The following is an 18,594-nucleotide window of genomic DNA, read 5'->3' as shown; positions in this document are numbered from 1 at the left end:
TAACTGGTCTAATGTCTCATTAATATACTAGCTACATTATTTTAACTTAATTACACTGACTATAAACACACTATAAAAATAAGATTTGTGCGGAGAACACTATGAAAAAAATGCTACTCTCGCTCTCAGTTGCAGCTGCATTAGCAGGCTGTGGCGGCGGAGAAACGTTAGAAGATGTTAAAAACGATTCAGTTACAGTTATTCCAAAAGCTACGGTAAAATTTGACCCTGCAAATGGTGTAATTTCGGTTCCTAATGATTTATTGATGAGTGGTACGCTTGATGGCACACTCAATATTCCTGGGGAATTAAATGACGAGAATGTTTCTATCTCTCGAGCTGAATATGCAGATCCGCAACTAGCAATAGGCGCACTTGATGGCTGGTCTACTCAAGTGCCATTCAAAATTGATCTAACCTTTCCACCGGGCATTAGCCTTGATCAAACGTCTGCAGCTTCACCAGGCTCTGTACGTATTTTTGAAGTGATCATGGGTGCAAGCTTAACTGATGCCGAATGTTCGCAAGCACCAGCCGGTGCAGCATGTAAATTAGTAGGCGAATTGACCTTTGGCGTGGATTTTGTAACCCAGGCTTCTGGTGATGCAGTAGCTATTGTCCCACTTAAGCCTTTTAAAGCCGGTAGTTCATACATTAATGTGCTAACGACTGGACTGAAAGATTCACAAGGTCGCTCAATTGAACCATCTTCAACATATGCCACTGTTAAACAAGAAGCGCCTTTGGTAACGCCATCACAACTTGCGCTGCAAGGAGCTGTGAATAGTTATGAAAACGTAGTAGTAAGCTCTGGTGATATTACAAAAGACGATATTATTTTTTCTGCTGCTATGACAATGCAATCAGCAGGACCAGTGCTTGGCACGATTAAAAAGGTTTTAGCAGCAAGCTTAACAGAGCCAACAATTCCAACGCCTGCGTTGCAAATTCCAACTCAGCCTATGGCTAACGTACAACAAGCTTTTGCATTGCAGGGGGTGACTGTACCTGATGTGTTCCAAGCTGCGCAATATCAAAAAGGCAGCATTCAATTACCTATGTATTTAGGCACGCCTGAAGGTAAAGAGATCAGTGATTTAAACGATACTTACTGGCAAGGTATGTGTGATAGTGCTGTCGCTATTTTAGGCTATAAAGCGCAAGCTGGTGAAGCGTTCCCAACCGATCCTATTAGCACTAACGATGCAATGTGTGCTGCTTTGAGTGATGGACAGCTTCGTGATTTAGGGCTTGATAGCACTAAACACTTAACTAAATATAACTCACTTCCTAAAGTGCAGAGCATGGCTAATGTGCCAGTGCAAATTACTAAGCCGATTTTACCGGTTGTTAATGCATACCGTACAGGTTTAGGTTTAGAGCCATTTACTGCTATGCCAGCAGGTGGTTGGCCAGTAGTGATTATGCAACACGGTATAACCACACAAAAAGAAAGCATGTTAACACTAACAGCGCAGCTTTCACTGCAAGGCTTTGCCACAGTTGCAATTGACCATCCTCGTCATGGCGAGCGTGGTGTAGACGTTGATTTAGACGGTAATGATGACTTTAACGCAACGACAGGCTCTGTACTTAGTTACATGAACTTGAGCTCATTATTAGTAGCTAGAGATAGCCTACGCCAGTCAAGTGCTGACTTACTTGGTTTACGTTTAGGTCTAAACTTCAGCGGTGATAGCGCAATGAATTCACAAGATGTGTCTTACATTGGCCATTCTCTGGGATCAATTGTAGCGCCTGCGTTTATTGCACAAGCTAATAGTCCATTGGCTGATCAAGTAGACCCATTCTTTAAAGTTAATGCTGTTGCATTGGCAAGTGGCGGTGGCGGTATTGCTAGCTTCTTATTAGAGTCAGCCGCGTTTGGTCCATTTATTCAAGGCTCTGTACTTTCTCAAGCAGGTACTGCTGAAGCTGACGAGTTTAATGCATTCTTAAATGCTGGTGCGTTATCAAACTGTGGCGCCTTGTTACCAGACATGCAGGACTTCTTAAGCTGTGGCTTTAATGAATTTGCAGCATCGCTAACTATGGCGGGAGAAGCTGATAAACTGGCTAACATAAAGGGCGTGATGACGCAGTTTGTATTTGCAGCACAAACAGCATTAGATAGCGGCGATCCGACTAACTACGCAGCAACGGTTAAAGCACTAGAAACACCTGTGTATATGAATGTTGTTGTTGGTGATGGCACTGATAGTAACAAGCCAGACCAAGTTATTCCGCCGATGACTGCTAACAATCCAATTGCAGGTACACTGCCTCTAGCTAACTTTATGGGGTTAGAAACAGTGAGTACATCGCAAGCGCCAACAGAGATGGGCTCTAGCTATTTAGTTAAATTTAATACCGGCCATCATGGGTCAATATTAACACCTGCACAGGATGAAGGTGAGTCGTCTACAGTTGCGGGTAGTGCAGCTGCGAATGCTGAAATGCAATTGCAGGTTGCTACTTACCTAGCTTCAAGAGGGCGCCTTTTAATGGTGCAAAACACTGAGGTTGTGACGAATTAATAATCAACCACTCAATTAAGTACTAAAAGCCACTGTATAGTGGCTTTTTTTTATTTTAAAGCATGCTAAATTGACTGAAATTTATAAACGGAGAACACAGTTGGAATTTTTATACGAGTACGGTTTGTTTTTTGCTAAAACCATTACCTTTGTTTTTGCTATCGCTGTCATTTTGACCTTAATTGTAAGCTCGGCTGTTAAGCCAAAAGCAAAAAAAGGTGAGATAGAAATAGATGACTTATCAGAGCAGCTTACTAATATAAAAGAAAGCTTTTTAAATAATACGCTAGGTAAAAAAGAGCTAAAAGCCTATCAAAAGCAACAAAAAATAGAGCAAAAAAAAGCGGACAAAGAAGCGCCTAAATCACGACTCTATGTTATTGACTTTAATGGCAGTATGGACGCACATGAAGTAGAAAGCTTGCGCGAAGAAGTGACCGCGATAATTTCGATAGCGGATGCAAAAAAAGATAAAGTGTTAGTTCGCCTTGAAAGTGGTGGTGGCGTGGTACATGGCTATGGTTTAGCCGCATCACAATTACAACGTTTAAAGTCAGCCGGTATTGAGTTGACTGTATCAATAGATAAAGTCGCCGCCAGTGGTGGTTACATGATGGCTTGTGTGGCTGATCATATTATTGCAGCACCGTTTGCAATTGTTGGCTCTATTGGTGTTATTGCACAAATTCCAAATTTTAATAAAATTTTAAAGAAAAATGATGTCGAGTTTGAGCAAATTACGGCGGGTGAATTTAAACGCACGTTAACTTTATTTGGTGAAAATACCGATAAAGCCCGCGAAAAGTTCCATGAAGAGATAGAGCAAACTCATGTATTGTTTAAAACTTTTGTGAGCACTCAGCGTCCAAGTTTAAATATGGATTTAGTGGCAACGGGTGAACATTGGTTTGCAACCCAAGCAATTGAAAAAGGGTTAGTCGATACCATTAAAACCAGCGATGATGCGTTGTTAGAGCAACAACAGCAACATCAAATATACAAGGTGCAATACAAGATTAAAAAAGGATTAAGTGACAAGCTGGCAATGGGCCTAAGCCATGGTGTGAATAAGGCGGGTGTTAGTTTGATGTCAAAATTTAAGGCGTTAAACCCTTAATAATTTAATCACTTAAACCCAACAAAAAAGCCTTGTTACTTAACGAAGTAGCAAGGCTTTTTTTATGACTATTGTCAGAAACACTAATCAATAGATTTGTGGTAGTCCTCTAAATCTTTTGCTGCATTTGGGTCGTTAAAGATACTTTCATCTAGTTCACCTTCGCTTTTAGCGACGACACACGTAACCATACAGTCACCCGTTACGTTTACCGCAGTACGGGTCATATCAAGCAATCTGTCTACACCAATAATAATGGCGATGCCCTCAACAGGTAAGCCAACTTGGTTAAGTACCATGGCTAGCATAATTAAACCAACACCAGGTACACCCGCCGTACCAACAGAGGCAAGCGTTGCAGTTAGTATCACCATTAAGTAATCAGAAATAGTTAAGTCAACACTAAATACCTGAGCGATAAATACCGTAGCCACACCTTGCATAATTGCGGTGCCATCCATGTTAATGGTTGCACCAAGCGGAATAGTAAACGAAGCGACCGAATTATTAGCGCCAAGCTTTTTAGTTGCCGTTTCAAGTGTAATAGGCATAGTCGCGCTTGAACTTGAGGTACTAAAAGCAAATAAACAAGTGTGCTTCATTTTAGCCAAGAAAGTGAGCGGGTTTAGACCCGTGAGTATTTTTAGCAGTAGGGTGTAGTTTACAAATGCGTGTAGTAATAAGGCTAATACAACCACGCCAAAGTACTTAGCTAAACTCACAATTAAGTTTAGTTCAATGGTAGTGAACAATTTAGCCATTAAGAAAAATACGCCGTAAGGGGCAATGTTCATTAGCAAAGTAACCAGTTTTAAGATAACGGTGTTTAAGTCTTCAAATACAGTAGCGACACGTTTACCTGCCTTTCCGCTAAGTGCCATTGCAATACCGAATAATAGAGCAAACACAATTACTTGTAACATGTTTCCTTTTGCCATTGCTTCAAAAGGGTTGGTAGGGAACATATCAATAATTACGCGAGCTAAAGTAGGCGCTTCTTTGGCATCATAACTTGCTTGAGAGGGTAACCCAATGCCTTCACCCGGGTTAAATAGTAGCGCTAAAGTAATCGCGACTGTAATTGCTATTGCCGTTGTAACTAAGTATAAACCAATTGATTTACCGCCTAAACGGCCTAATTTCTTCGGATCGCTTAAACTGCAGGTACCACATACCAGTGATACAAATACTAAAGGCACAACCAGCATTTTCAAACTGGCTATAAATATTTGCCCACCTACATGGAAAAGGCCATCAACAAAAAAGGCTTTAATTGGCAAAGAGAATAACCCAAGAGGAATTAGGTAATCGTCTTCACCAGCTAATATAGCCTGAAATATAAAGCCTACTGCAACACCAAGCACCATACCAATCATGATGCGAGTAGTTAAACTCATTGAACGGATTTTAGACATATTTCCAATCTATTTTTTATAAATTTGGCATAGACTAACAGCATGTAATTTTTTTTACAGAAAAAACGTCAACTTTTTAAAAATTTTTATCAAAAAAAGGAGTAAAAAACTGAGATTTTAGACTAAGTTATAGGTTAATATTAAGTGAATAACGCAAAGTTAATAATAACACTAGGGAGAAGTTTATGCCTTCAATAAGGGTGCTCTGCATCATAATGCTCAGTTTTTTAGTAACAGCCTGTGGTGGCGGTGGCTCATTGGAGAAAGAGGGCAGCATAGGGGGTGGGGATGGAACAACACCTGATACACCTACATACACCTTAACAATTAATGGTTACTCACAACTTGATGGAACACAGTCTAATAAAGTTACGGCAGAGTCTCCTTTGGATATAAAAGCCACGCTAAAAAAAGACGACGTTATTGTCACAGGCAAGCGTATTACTTTTTCACTGATTGACGAGGTAGGGGTACTGAACCCTAGTTCTGGCTCTGCTTTAACTGATAGTAATGGAGTCGCTAAAATTAATCTTACAGCAGGTACAGTTCAAGGTGCTGGGGAGGTAGTCGCTACCTATTCCGTTGATGGAATTACTTACTCAAAAAGCTTTGCATTTGAATCTACTGGGGATGCAGATAGAGATGACACTAGCTCGTTTACATTATCGCTTGAAGGATATTCCAGAGCTAGTGGTAGTAAATCAAATACGGTGACAGCAGATGCGCCATTAGACTTAAAAGCAACGCTCACTAAAGAGGGCGCTCTTGTTACTGGTGAGCGTGTTATCTTTACATTGGCAGATGATATAGGTAGGCTAAAACCAGATTCAGGTTCAGCAATAACAGACGATACAGGTGTTGCTAATATAGAACTGACAGCTGGTGATACGGAGGGTGCTGGTGAAGTTACAGCTAGTTATACAATTAACGGATTAACTTACACTGATACATTTTCTTTTCAATCAAGTGGTGACCAAGTCGCTTTCACATTAAATATCCAAGGCTTTTCAACTCAGACCGGTGATCAATCAAATACAGTAACAAGTACAGAACCACTCAGTCTAAAAGCGACTGTGTTTGATGATACTGGTGGACCTGTTGTTAATAAAAGCGTTAATTTTATACTTGATGGCGATATTGGCGCCTTAAACCCGGAATCTGGTAGTGTTTTAACAGATAACTCAGGGATAGCAGAAATTGAGCTAACTGCAGGTAATATAGCTGGCGCATCAAAGGTCGTGGCTACCTACAGTAATCAAGGCCAAACATATTCATCAGCACCATTTGATTTTGAAACTGTCATTATTGAAAAAGCACAGTTAAGCGTTAATTTAATTGCTTCAGATGGCACAGAAACAAGAACGGTTGATTATGAAAACCCAGCAGTAGCACAAGCGACGCTATTGGTCGATGGACAGCCAAGTGCTTATCAGCTAATCCAATTTAATTTGTCGGGTTTTGGCAAAATAAATCCATCAAATGGAACGGCTATGACCGATGCCGCAGGTATTGCAAAGGTAGACTTGCTGACAGGCACAGAGCAAGGTGCTGGTACTATTTCGGCAACTTATAAGCTAGATGAAACATCTGTTTTTGATTCAAACCAATTCACTTACACTTCTAAAGGTGATGCTCCTCCCCCCGGCACCTCAAATGATTTTATGATAGATTTAAGCTTAATTTCATCGACGAGTTTAACGCAAATCAGTGAAATTAGTGCTAACGATAGTGGCTTAGTACAAGCGACTATTTTAGATGTTGACGGTAACCCAGCTGCGGGTAAAGTTGTTTCATTTAGTTCAACGTTAGGTAGTTTGTTACCAAGTTCAGGCACTGCGTTAACAGACACTAATGGCGTTGCAACACTTAACTTAACATCAGGAACAATTGAAGGCGCAGGTATTGTAACTGCACAATTTGAAGCAGTAGAGAAAAAGCTAGGGTTTTATACCCGCGGTGATGCAATTGACCCCAATCAGAGCAGTGCTGATATAAGCTTTAGTATTTTACAAAACTGTCCGTCAGATTTTAAAACGATAAGAGACAAAAGTTTATGTGATACTACAGCCAGTATCTCTGGAGATTCAACAGGCATACTATATATAGAAGTAAATAAAAAAGACTCTACAGTTGCCTTACCGCAAACTTTAGTTACTGCAACTACTACAATTGGTGCTATTTCTCCCAATACTGGTACGGCCATTACAGATGAAAATGGCATCGCTTTACTGGATATAATTCCTGGGCGTGACGTAGGAGCAGGTGAAATTACCGTATCGGTTTTAAATAGTAGTTTAACGAAAGCATTTCAAATCGCCGCAGTTGATATTGATATTGCGATATCGAGTACGGTCGCAGCTAACCAATCACTTGCAGCAGGTTCTACGGCACTGGTATCAATTGAAATTACAAAAGACGGTAATTTGTATACGGCACCTCTAAATGTTGAGTTTTCATCAGGATGTGTTGCATCAGGCTTAGCTGTGATGGATGAAACAGTTACTAGTATCGGTGGTTTTGCCCGCTCAACTTATCGACCACTAACTTGTGAAGGTGGCGATATTATCACGGCTAGCGTAATTACCGGTGGCGATACGGTTTCTGCCAGCACGACGATTAATGTTAATCCAGCAAATGTTGGTTTCATTCAATTTGTTGAGGTTACTGATCCAGTAATAGCACTTAAGGGAACTGGTGGTGCTAATCGACGTGAAATATCAGAAGTGATATTTAAACTTGTTGATGCCAATGGCAATGATTTGGCATCAAGAACAGTCAACTTTGCATTATCAACTGCTGTGGGTGGCATAACATTAGGCACTGATTCAGCGATAACTAATGCAGAGGGTGAAATTAGAACTACAGTGCAATCGGGTGTGGTGGCAACACCTGTGCGTGTAATTGCCTCTATAGAAGAGACGGTTAATGGTGATACGATAACGGTATCTGCGCCTTCAGATGTATTAGTAATTAGTACTGGAATTGCAGATCAAAATAGCTTTTCCTTATCACGCTCTATTTTCAACGTTCACGGCTTGAATGTTGATGGTAATGAAGTGATGGTTAATGCAAGGTTAGCCGATCATTTCAATAACCCGGTGCCTGATGGCACTGCTGTCAGCTTTATAACAGAAGGTGGCGTTATTGAACCTAGCTGTACGACAATAAATGGTACTTGCTCTGTTACTTGGCGCAGTAGTAACCCCCGTCCATTTACAGACTCTATGTATGAAAATACTATTTTTGAAAAATGTGACAGTGGTTTGCCTTGCCCATTAGGTATTGTTAAAGGAACTACACTCGATAATTTAGAGATAGATCGACCTTTAGGGGGCAGGGCAACAGTTCTTGCCTATGCAATAGGTGAAGAAACCTTTTCTGATCTAAACGGTAATGGTTATTATGATAGCCAAGATTTTTTTAGTGAGCTATTTGATATTCCTGAAGCATTTATAGATCACAACGAAGATGGCACTTATGGAGGAAAAGACTGTAATGCTCCTGCTGAAGCGTGTTCAGGAAATAATTCAGAAGGAGATGAATTTGAAAAATTTATCGACTTTGATAATAATGGCGACTGGACAATAGGCAATAGTATGTACAATGGTCTTCTTTGTAGACCAGAAGATGTTGCAATTAACTTGTGTAGTCGTGACTTGGTCAATGTTTTTCAAAACCAAGAAATTGTTATGTCGGGTGATGCTGCGTTTTTCAGGGTGGTTACTTTTGCCGACGACTGTTCTGCAATACCGGGGGTTACTGCAGCTGAAGTGCGTGTAAATAGTGATTCGGCAAGCCCTGTTGTGCGCAGAGTGCTTGATGATCCAACTAGCGCTAAAATGTGTCAAATATCACAAATTGATTTAACGGAAGCAACTGGTGTTACAAGTGTTGCAGCAACTGTTTATATTGCTGATATGTTTAATAATCCATTACCAGTAGAAACCGCGGTTAAAATAAGTTCAGATCAAGGCAAGTTAACGGGAACAACTGAATACATTTTCCCAAACACAACAACTATCAGGCCGATTAACTTTTCATTTGGTATTTTAAGAGTGCCCGTCGATGATAAAAATGATGTAGTTAGCGGTAATGTGACAATTACTTCAACGGCAACTTCAGGGCTAGTTTCTTCAGCATCGATTGCTGTTTTACACGACGCTAAATTATAATTAGATAATGATTAAGTAAAAATGCCAACCAATAAGGTTGGCATTTTTGTTTCTATTCTATATATTCCACATCAATTATCCAAAAAACACCAGTTTGTTTAAATTTGCAACAAAAATTGTTTGTTTATTCAGTAAATACTGAAAAGTTTGTATTAAAAGCTTGTAAGAACTAGTGTTTGTAGATATACCTATAAATATTCGCGCCGCATGAGTCGGCTAAACACATTTAAAGAACTAGGTTAGAAATAGGCAACTATGGGCAAATCGCTAGTAATTGTAGAGTCACCTGCTAAGGCTAAAACAATTAATAAATACTTAGGTAATGATTTTATCGTTAAGTCCAGTATTGGGCATGTACGAGATCTACCTACATCGGGTTCTGGCAAAACTAAAGTACCGGCAAGCAAAACGCCTGCTGAGGTGCGTAAAATGCCACCTGATGAGAAAGCAGCGTATAAACAGCAACGTGATTACACTAACTTAGTCGCGCGTATGGGAATCGATCCTGAAAAAGGATGGGAGCCACATTACGAAATTTTGCCGGGTAAAGAAAAGGTTGTTCAAGAATTACAAAAGCTTGCCCAAAATGCTGATAAAATCTATCTCGCAACGGATTTGGATAGAGAAGGGGAAGCTATTGCTTGGCACCTTCAAGAAATTATTGGTGGCGAGCCAGAAAAATATAAGCGTGTTGTTTTTAACGAAATCACTAAAAATGCAATACAACAAGCATTCGAAACCCCAGGTGAGTTAAACACCGACATGGTTTATGCACAGCAGACCCGTCGCTTCTTAGACCGTGTTGTTGGCTTTATGGTATCGCCCCTATTATGGGCTAAAGTAGCGCGTGGTTTATCAGCGGGTCGAGTGCAATCTGTTGCAGTGCGTTTATTAGTTGAACGCGAACGTGAAATTAAAGCATTTATTCCTGAAGAATTTTGGGACATTCATGCCGATGTTAAAAATAGCGAGTCTGACCTACGGTTAGAAGTCACTAAACAAGCAGACAAGCCATTTAAGCCAGTAAATGAAGCTCAGGCTAGTGCAGCAGTTAAAAGCCTTGAGAATGCCGAATATAAAGTTGTCAGCGTTGAAGAGAAACCAAGTAAGAGCCGTCCAAGTGCGCCATTTATTACTTCAACAATGCAACAAGCAGCAAGTACCCGATTAGGTTATGGCGTTAAAAAGACCATGATGCTTGCCCAGCGTTTATACGAGGGGGGTTATATTACTTATATGCGTACCGATTCAACTAACTTATCGAAAGATGCGGTTGAAATGTGTCGCGAATACGTAACCAATGAGTTTGGTGCCAAGTACTTACCTACTGATCCGATTAACTATAGCTCTAAAGGTAATGCACAAGAGGCGCACGAGGCGATTCGTCCTTCTAGTGTATCGGTGCTTTCAGGGCATGTTGAAGGTGTTGATGCTGATGCGAAAAAGCTTTATGAGCTTATTTGGCGTCAGTTTGTGGCCTGTCAAATGGTGCCTGCTGAGTACGATTTAACCACCTTAACGGTCGCTGCCAACGATTTCACCTTGAAAGCAAAAGGCCGTGTTTTACGTTTTGACGGTTGGACTAAAGTGCAACCGGCAGTACGTAAAAAGAATGAAGAAGATCAATCGCTGCCTGCTGTTAAACAAGGCGAGGTGCTCACGTTAGTTGAGCTTGATCCTAAGCAGCACTTTACAAAGCCACCGGCTCGTTTTAGTGAAGCAAGCTTAGTTAAAGAGCTTGAGAAACGTGGGATTGGTCGTCCTTCCACGTATGCTTCTATTATATCAACGATACAAGATCGTGGTTATGTACGAGTAGAAAATCGTCGCTTTTTCGCTGAAAAAATGGGGGAGATTGTCACCGATCGCCTTGTTGAAAACTTTACCGATTTAATGGACTTCGATTTTACCGCTAAAATGGAAGGCCGTTTAGATGATATCGCCGAAGGTGAGCGTGTTTGGACGCAAGTTCTCGATAAGTTTTACGCTGATTTTTCAACCCAGTTAAACATTGCCAAAGGTGAACCCGATGAAGGCGGTATGCGTCTTAATCAAATGGTAGAAACTGACATTGACTGCCCAACGTGTGGCAGAAAAATGGGTATTCGTACTGCTTCAACGGGCGTATTCTTAGGATGTACTGGTTATAACCTGCCACCTAAAGAGCGCTGTACTACCACTATGAACTTAGTGTCGGGTGATGAAGCGGTTGCAGCTGATGTTGAAGACGTTGAAACAGAAACATTAATGCAAATGAAGCGTTGTCCAATTTGTGAAACAGCGATGGATTCATACCTTATCGATGAAACCCGTAAACTACACGTGTGTGGTAATAACCCAGCGTGTCATGGGCATGTGGTTGAAGAGGGTACGTTTAAAATTAAAGGTTACGACGGCCCTATTATTGAATGTGATAAATGTGGCGCTGATATGGAATTAAAATCAGGTCGATTTGGTAAGTATTTTGGCTGTAACAATGACGAGTGTAAAAATACCCGTAAGTTATTAAAAAATGGCGAAGCTGCGCCACCAAAAGAAGATCCCGTTCATATTCCTGAATTAGAATGTGAAAAGTCTGAAGCCTATTTTGTATTACGTGACGGTGCTGCAGGTATTTTCTTAGCAGCAAATACGTTCCCTAAATCACGAGAAACACGCGCCCCCAAAGTAGAAGAGTTACAGCGTTTTAGAGATCGTATTTCGCCTAAGTTTTACTACCTAGCTGATGCACCAGCTAAAGATCCTGATGGTAATCTTGCTGTTGTGCGTTACAGTCGTAAGAATAAATCACAGTATGTAATGACTGAGGTTGATGGCAAAGCAACTGGTTGGACGGCACACTACGAAGGTGGTAAATGGGTAGAAGAGGCTAAGAAAAAAGCCGCGCCTAAAAAGAAAGCTGCCGCTAAAAAAGCGCCTGCTAAAAGTAAAGCGAAAGCAAAAGTAAAAAAAGACGATAAATAATTAATTAATTATTCACCGCTTTAAGTAATAAAAAACCGGAACGCACAGCCTGTGACAGTTCCGGTTTTTTTGTCAAATCAAACCTATCGCAATGGCATTTCTAATCTGATTTTTTACTTTACAGGATTAAAAAATGTAACCAATTTAGGTTCAATTCACTCAATTATTCATTAAATCTTAACAGCAGTGACTTTGTTATAGCCTTCAGATGTTAGTTCATCATTCACACACTTTAAAACATAGTTATAAAGCTCTTCATTGCTTACGTCGTCTTCTTTAGCCCAACTAACACACATTTCTGTGAATTCTTGAATCGTCTCAGCTGAAGCGTCTGTAGCATCGTTTGCCACTGCATTAGCAGCAGATAAAACGAAAAATGGTGCAACGATTAACGCGAGTAATGCTTTATTCATTTTCTTATTCCTAAAAATGGAGTAACAATCGAGTTATGTATTCATACAATGCCTACATAAAACAAGTGTAACCAAGCCAGAACATCTCTGTTGGTATATTGATTTTTAATCGAATATAAAATAAAGGGAAACGAAATATTTTTATCGTCAAGATGAGCGTATCGCGTAAAAGTGTTTAACCTTAACTAATTGTGTTACAGCTAAATTTAGGCTAATGTCGCGTTTTAATTTTTAGGTGTTCTTATGTCAGAGCCACATACAAATAATATAAATAAAAAAATACAACCTGTTCATAAAGTAGAGCATGCTCTTGAGTCGTTTATATTCAAAGGACGCTGGTTATTAGCCCCATTTTTTGTCGGTTTACTATTTGCTGTGGTTTTATTACTAATAAAATTTTTTAAACAGCTGTATTTGATGGGGATCGCAACGTTTACTGCCAGTAATCAAGAGTTGTTGGTGGGTATATTAACTTTGGTTGATACCGCTTTGTTAGCTGGACTTTTATTAATTATTATATTCAGTGGCTACGAAAACTTTGTCTCTAAGCTTAATATCGAAAATCATGAGGACCGTCCCGTATGGATGGGAAAAGTAGGGTTTTCTGGTTTAAAAATGAAACTGATTAGTGCAATAGTCGCCATTTCAGCCGTTGAGCTACTAAAGGTGTTTATAAGCTCTGCATCTCATTCAAATGATGAATTACTCTGGAAAGTGCTGATACACGTGACCTTTGTTGTGTCGGGTGTACTGTTTGCATTTACTGATTACTTAAATAGTAAAACAATTAGCCATTAAAAAATGCTAAAAAAACCCGAGCAGTGCTCGGGTTTTTTATAATAATGTAAATATTAACTGCAGTGGGCGTAATAACAACCAAATGGCTCAACTGTCAGTGTTTCATTATCAAGCTTTGCGTTGTGATGATAAAGGTCGTTATGTTCATTTTCAACACTTGCATTAATAGTAAGTTTTGCTTGTGAAGCACTCAAATTGAATACACACAACATTTTTTCATCGTTTAGAGTACGGTAAAACGCTAAGATTGGCTCTTCGGTTTGTAAAAACTCAATATCACCTTCAAGTAATACCGGCTGGTTTTTACGCCATGCCATAAATTCACGGTACGCATTTAATATTGAGTTTGAATCATTCTCTTGTTCAGCAACTGCTTGCAGCCTATGTTGTTGATCAACAGGTAACCACGGTTTTACTTCACTAAAGCCCGCATTGTGAGCATTGGCATGTGAGCTATCAAGGTTTTCCCAAGGCATTGGGGTACGACAACCATCACGGCCTTTAAAGTTTGGCCAAAACGTAATGCCGTATGGGTCTTGTAAATCTTCAAACGCAACGCTTGCTTCACCGAGCCCGAGTTCTTCACCTTGATACATACACACGCTACCACGTAACGAGGCCAATAGGGCGGTTAACATCTTACATTGCGCAGGGTTTACTTCACCCGTTTCGCTCCAACGGCTTGCAACGCGCTCTACGTCATGGTTACTAAATGCCCAGCAAGGCCAGCCTTCAGTCATACGTTGTTCAAGTGTAGTAACGGTGTTTCTTATATATTCACTCGAGTAGTCATCAGTTAGTAGCTCAAAGCTGTAACCCATGTGCAATTTATCGCCGCCTTGGGTGTATTCTGCCATGGTGGCTAATGAATCTTCAGATGAAATTTCACCCAGTGACACGGTTCCTGGGTATTTATTGAGTAAGGTGCGAATGTCACGCATAAACTCAATGTTTTCTGGCTGTGTGTTGTTGTAGTAGTGATACTGAAAAGCATACGGATTGTCTTCACTAAAACCACGGCCCTGACGCTTTTCTTTTGGTTTTGCAGGATTATCACGAAGCTGTGCGTCATGGTAACAAAAGTTAATTGCATCTAACCTAAAACCATCAACGCCTTTTTTAAGCCAAAACTCAACATTATCTAATACAGCTTGGCGAACATCAGGGTTATGAAAGTTAAGATCAGGCTGTTCCGTGAAAAAGTTATGTAAGTAGTATTGTCCACGACGCGGCTCCCATTGCCATGCACCGCCACCAAAAATAGACAACCAGTTGTTTGGTGCTGTTCCGTCTTCTTTAGCATCGGCCCATACATACCAATCAGCTTTATCGTTGGTTAAATCTTCACGGCTATCAATAAACCATTGGTGTTGATCTGAGGTGTGACTAAGCACTTGGTCTATAATAATTTTAATATCGCGTTGATGTGCTTGCGCAATGAGCTCATCAAAATCATCTAAGTTACCAAAAAGGGGGTCGATATCGCGATAGTCGCTTATATCATAACCAAAATCTCTCATAGGTGATTTAAAGAAAGGTGAGATCCAGATAGCATCCACCCCTAAACTTTTAATGTAATCAATGCGATTAATTATCCCTTTTAAGTCACCAATGCCATCGTTGTTGCTATCTTGAAAGCTACGCGGATAAACCTGATAAATAACCGCACCTTTATACCATTGCTTTTGGGCCATGCCTTTCTCCGTTTTCACATTGTCTTTGTGTTGTTCTTTTTTAGAGGTGTTAATCCTCGTTTATTTGAAAAAGCATACTTGAAGCCCGTCATACTGTAAAAAGTCTGCATACGTATGCACCGTTTTAAGGCAATTAAAAGAGGTTAAATCAATCGCTTATTTCATCGATTTTAACGCCGGTTTATTGAATATCTCTTTACCAATTTGGTTTGTTAAATTGTTAATTTATTGTTTGCGTTATTTAGGTGCTTAAAAATAAGGGGGTGCACTAAATTGGTGATTATTAATATTGGTCTTACCAATTGTACTTAAATAAATGTTCTCCATAATAATAAATTAGAAAATAAAATAGCGTCGTGTCACTTTATTTATGTTTAATGACGAGCTTATTTTATCAAAAAATAAATAATGACTATCATTAAAGCTATAAATGCTAATTGCACTAAAATAACTCATAATAAAACAGTCACTTATGAATCGAGGTGTAAATTTAATGTTAACTTTATACGTGTTGCGTTACTTTGAATACGTATGCATAAAGTTGTTAATAAAATAATACGAGCGTTAGTATTCATCCTGACAACAAAATAAGCTCGCAAGCTTAACTATCACTTAAGCAAGTAAGCGGGTATCACATTATGGGTAACGGGAAAACATTATGGCTATGTTCAAACCAAGTATATTAACGCTAGCATTAACTGCTGCCGGACTATCAAGCTTTGCCACCACTGCGGCACAAGAAGAAACAATAAAAAATGATGATGTAGAAATTATTGAAGTAAAAGGTTTTCGCGGTAGTGTTGTTGAATCAATTAATACTAAGCGTTTTTCAACACAGGTGGTTGAGTCTATCTCTGCAGAAGACATTGGTAAACTTCCAGATACATCTATTGCTGAATCAATCGCGCGTTTACCAGGTTTAACAGCGCAACGTCTTGATGGTCGTGCTAGTCGTGTAAGTGTTCGTGGTTTTAGTGAAAACGAAAGTGCAACCACCTTCAATGGCCGTGAGCAAGTATCGATTGGTGACAACCGTGGTGTTGAGTTTGACCTTTACCCATCAGAAATAATGAGCGGTGTTACTGTATATAAAACGCCAAGTGCTAGCATTGAAGCTGAAGGCATTGCCGGTGTTATCGACATGCAAACGGTAAAACCTTTAAGTAAAGGCGAGCGCGTGATCATGTTTAATGGTCAGTTAGAGCAGTCAGGTTTTGATAAGCTAAACCCAGATGGTGATGACAAAGGCTTTCGTGGCACGGTTTCATACATTGATCAGTTTGCAGATGACACTATAGGTGTTGCATTTGCTTACAATACTATGAGCTCACCTAACCAAGAAAAACGCTGGAATTCTTGGGGATACCCTGAATTCGACGTTGATGGACAGAATTATTCAATCTTAGGCGGCGCTAAACCTTTTGTACGTTCATCAACACTTGAACGTGATTCAGCGATGCTAGTAGTTGAAGCTGCACCAAATGACCGTTTAAACATGACATTTGATGCGTTGTATGTTGATTTTACAGATGAAAAAATCCTACGTGGTATTGAAATTCCATTTTTTCCTGATTGGGGTGGGCAAGGCAATATTGATCCAAATAGCCTAGCTATAGATGAAGAATCTGGGTTTATTACCAGTGCAACAACGCAAGGTCAACGCGTTGTAGTTCGTAATGATGTTGAAGAACGTGATGCTGAATTAACGCAATTTGGTTTTAATACTAAATATGACATTGACGATTCGTGGTCGGTAGAGTTTGATGCGAGCTTATCTGAAGTTGAGCGTAAGGACTGGAGCTTACAAAGTTATTCTGGCACAGGCCGCGGTCAAGCGAATGGTGTTGCTGACAACATTGGCTATTCACTTAATGGCGGCAATACCGGTGCACAATTTAGTCACGAGTTAGATTATAGTGATTATGCTTTAATTCAGTTAGGTAGCCCTTTGTCATGGGGAACCAGCTCAGCGCTTAATGATCAATACGGTTTGTCAGGCACACCTTATCAAGATACAGCCCAAGATGGCTTTATTAATGCCCCTGAGGTTAATGATGAACTGCATACTTTAAAACTAGCAGCAAGCAAGCTATTAGAAAACGATTACTTAAGCAAAGTTAGTTTTGGTATGTCATATCGCGACCGCGAGAAGAGCAAAAAGTCTGAGGGGTACTACTTAACATTAAGTGACTTCTCATTAGATAACCCAGGTATGCTTGTCGTTCCAGAGCAATACCGTCTCGGAACTGCTAGTTTAGATTTTATCGGTATGGGGGATATGATTGCCTATGATACCCGTGCACTAGTTGACGATGGATATTATAGCTCAATCCAAGAAAGTTTAACGGATATAAAACACACGACGCAATCATACACAGTGCAAGAAAAAGTCACGGCGTTTTTTGTACAAGCTGATATTAATGCTGAAGTAGGTGAACTACCACTAACAGGTAACTTTGGTGTTCGCTATGTTAGAACTGAGCAATCTTCGCAAGGTTTTGCGGCTGTGCCGAATGACGTGACTGGTCTAGTTGAAGCCGTTCCTAACAATGTGTCACACGATTATAGCCATGTTTTACCTAGTCTTAATTTATCTTTAGCGCTAGATGAAAATCAAACTGTGCGTTTTGGTGCCGCTAAAACTATCTCACGAGCCCGCCTAGATGAAATGAATGCTTCTGTTAATGCGAGCTATAATTCAGAGCGTCCTGATGAGAATGGCAACTATTGGTCAGTATCGGGTGGTAACCCTACACTTGAACCAAAAGAAGCAACGGGTTTTGATTTGACTTATGAAAACTACTTTAGTGCAGAAGGCTACTTCTCAGCAGCTGTATTTTATAAAGACTTAAGTCAATGGATATTTGATGGCGTATACGAAGTTGATATGTCAGGGGTTGCTGACCCTTCAACGGGTGAGATACCAGAGAATAGTAGTGGTACTGCATCAGGTAAAGTGAATGGCGGTGGTGGAGACCTTTGGGGTTATGAATTGTCTCTTGCTCTACCGTTTAACGTCTTTAGTGATTCATTAGAAGGTTTTGGTTTAATTGCCAGCCATACAGGAATTGAACAAGATATTGAAGATCAAAACGGCAACGAATATGAGCTACCTGGTCTATCAGACAAAATAGAAAGTTTAACTTTTTATTATGAAAACTATGGCTTCCAAGCACGTACTAGCATGCGTAAACGCAGCGACTTTAAAGGTGATATTTACAACGCAGGTTATGAAACACAGCAAGTAAACATCTTAGGTGAAACAATTTGGGACGTACAAGTTGGTTACGATTTTGGCGAAGCAGGTGTTGAGAGCTTAGATGGCTTAAATGTGACATTCCAAGTACAAAATATCACTGAAGAACCATTTACAACACTAAGTGGTGATAATGCCTTACAAGTGCGGGATTACCAAGATTATGGGCGTAACTTTATTCTTGGATTTAGCTACAAGCTTTAACTGAAATTTAGTTAAGATATTAGC

Annotated in this window: 9 protein-coding genes; 6 read left to right on the top strand and 3 right to left on the bottom strand. The window is 40.0% G+C overall.

The annotated features are described in order from the left end of the window. Positions 1 to 101 precede the first annotated feature (101 nt). Together CWC14_RS08370 and sohB are read left to right on the top strand one after the other, a co-directional pair. Complete coding sequence (locus CWC14_RS08370; RefSeq protein ID WP_076920986.1) at positions 102 to 2,537, top strand: VolA/Pla-1 family phospholipase; 2,436 nt, start codon at positions 102 to 104, stop codon at positions 2,535 to 2,537. Between the two features lie 100 nt (positions 2,538 to 2,637). Further along, a complete protein-coding gene (gene sohB / locus CWC14_RS08365) occupies positions 2,638 to 3,654 on the top strand; it encodes a protease SohB (protein ID WP_138562322.1) in 1,017 nt (338 codons plus the stop codon). Positions 3,655 to 3,737: 83 nt separating this feature from the next. Here sohB and CWC14_RS08360 read toward each other — a convergent pair whose 3' ends face one another. Next, positions 3,738 to 5,069: a dicarboxylate/amino acid:cation symporter gene (locus CWC14_RS08360; protein ID WP_013464802.1), complete on the bottom strand. Its 1,332-nt coding sequence runs from the start codon at positions 5,067 to 5,069 to the stop codon at positions 3,738 to 3,740. 215 nt (positions 5,070 to 5,284) lie between these two features. Between CWC14_RS08360 and CWC14_RS08355 the strand changes: the two genes are divergently transcribed. Beyond that, positions 5,285 to 9,241, top strand: coding sequence for a beta strand repeat-containing protein (locus tag CWC14_RS08355; protein ID WP_249928725.1), 3,957 nt, complete (start codon positions 5,285 to 5,287; stop codon positions 9,239 to 9,241). 255 nt (positions 9,242 to 9,496) lie between these two features. Then, complete coding sequence (gene topA, locus CWC14_RS08350; RefSeq protein ID WP_138562320.1) at positions 9,497 to 12,205, top strand: type I DNA topoisomerase; 2,709 nt, start codon at positions 9,497 to 9,499, stop codon at positions 12,203 to 12,205. 170 nt (positions 12,206 to 12,375) lie between these two features. Here topA and CWC14_RS08345 read toward each other — a convergent pair whose 3' ends face one another. Then, on the bottom strand, positions 12,376 to 12,618 hold the full coding sequence (locus tag CWC14_RS08345) for a hypothetical protein (RefSeq protein ID WP_016899532.1): 243 nt from the start codon (positions 12,616 to 12,618) through the stop codon (positions 12,376 to 12,378). Positions 12,619 to 12,861: 243 nt separating this feature from the next. Between CWC14_RS08345 and CWC14_RS08340 the strand changes: the two genes are divergently transcribed. Beyond that, on the top strand, positions 12,862 to 13,416 hold the full coding sequence (locus tag CWC14_RS08340; RefSeq protein WP_028835834.1) for a TIGR00645 family protein: 555 nt from the start codon (positions 12,862 to 12,864) through the stop codon (positions 13,414 to 13,416). Between the two features lie 53 nt (positions 13,417 to 13,469). Here the strand turns inward: CWC14_RS08340 and CWC14_RS08335 are convergent, their stop codons facing one another. Next, a complete protein-coding gene (locus tag CWC14_RS08335; protein WP_138562318.1) occupies positions 13,470 to 15,110 on the bottom strand; it encodes an alpha-glucosidase family protein in 1,641 nt (546 codons plus the stop codon). A 658-nt stretch (positions 15,111 to 15,768) separates the two neighbouring features. Here CWC14_RS08335 and CWC14_RS08330 point away from each other — a divergent pair. Further along, positions 15,769 to 18,570: a TonB-dependent receptor gene (locus tag CWC14_RS08330; RefSeq protein WP_013464808.1), complete on the top strand. Its 2,802-nt coding sequence runs from the start codon at positions 15,769 to 15,771 to the stop codon at positions 18,568 to 18,570. The last annotated feature ends 24 nt before the right edge of the window (positions 18,571 to 18,594 follow it).

This window comes from Pseudoalteromonas sp. S3260 (assembly GCF_005886925.1).
Classification (GTDB): Bacteria; Pseudomonadota; Gammaproteobacteria; order Enterobacterales; family Alteromonadaceae; genus Pseudoalteromonas; species Pseudoalteromonas tetraodonis.
This window is presented reverse-complemented; position numbering and strand designations above follow the sequence as displayed.

Excerpts from the sequence above, each read along its gene's own strand:
- CWC14_RS08340 (WP_028835834.1), top strand. The coding sequence starts at position 12,862 with ATGTCAGAGCCACATACAAATAATATAAATAAAAAAATACAACCTGTT.
- CWC14_RS08360 (WP_013464802.1), bottom strand. The coding sequence starts at position 5,069 with ATGTCTAAAATCCGTTCAATGAGTTTAACTACTCGCATCATGATTGGT.
- topA (WP_138562320.1), top strand. The coding sequence starts at position 9,497 with ATGGGCAAATCGCTAGTAATTGTAGAGTCACCTGCTAAGGCTAAAACA.
- CWC14_RS08345 (WP_016899532.1), bottom strand. The coding sequence starts at position 12,618 with ATGAATAAAGCATTACTCGCGTTAATCGTTGCACCATTTTTCGTTTTA.
- CWC14_RS08370 (WP_076920986.1), top strand. The coding sequence starts at position 102 with ATGAAAAAAATGCTACTCTCGCTCTCAGTTGCAGCTGCATTAGCAGGC.
- CWC14_RS08355 (WP_249928725.1), top strand. The coding sequence starts at position 5,285 with ATGCTCAGTTTTTTAGTAACAGCCTGTGGTGGCGGTGGCTCATTGGAG.
- CWC14_RS08335 (WP_138562318.1), bottom strand. The coding sequence starts at position 15,110 with ATGGCCCAAAAGCAATGGTATAAAGGTGCGGTTATTTATCAGGTTTAT.
- CWC14_RS08330 (WP_013464808.1), top strand. The coding sequence starts at position 15,769 with ATGGCTATGTTCAAACCAAGTATATTAACGCTAGCATTAACTGCTGCC.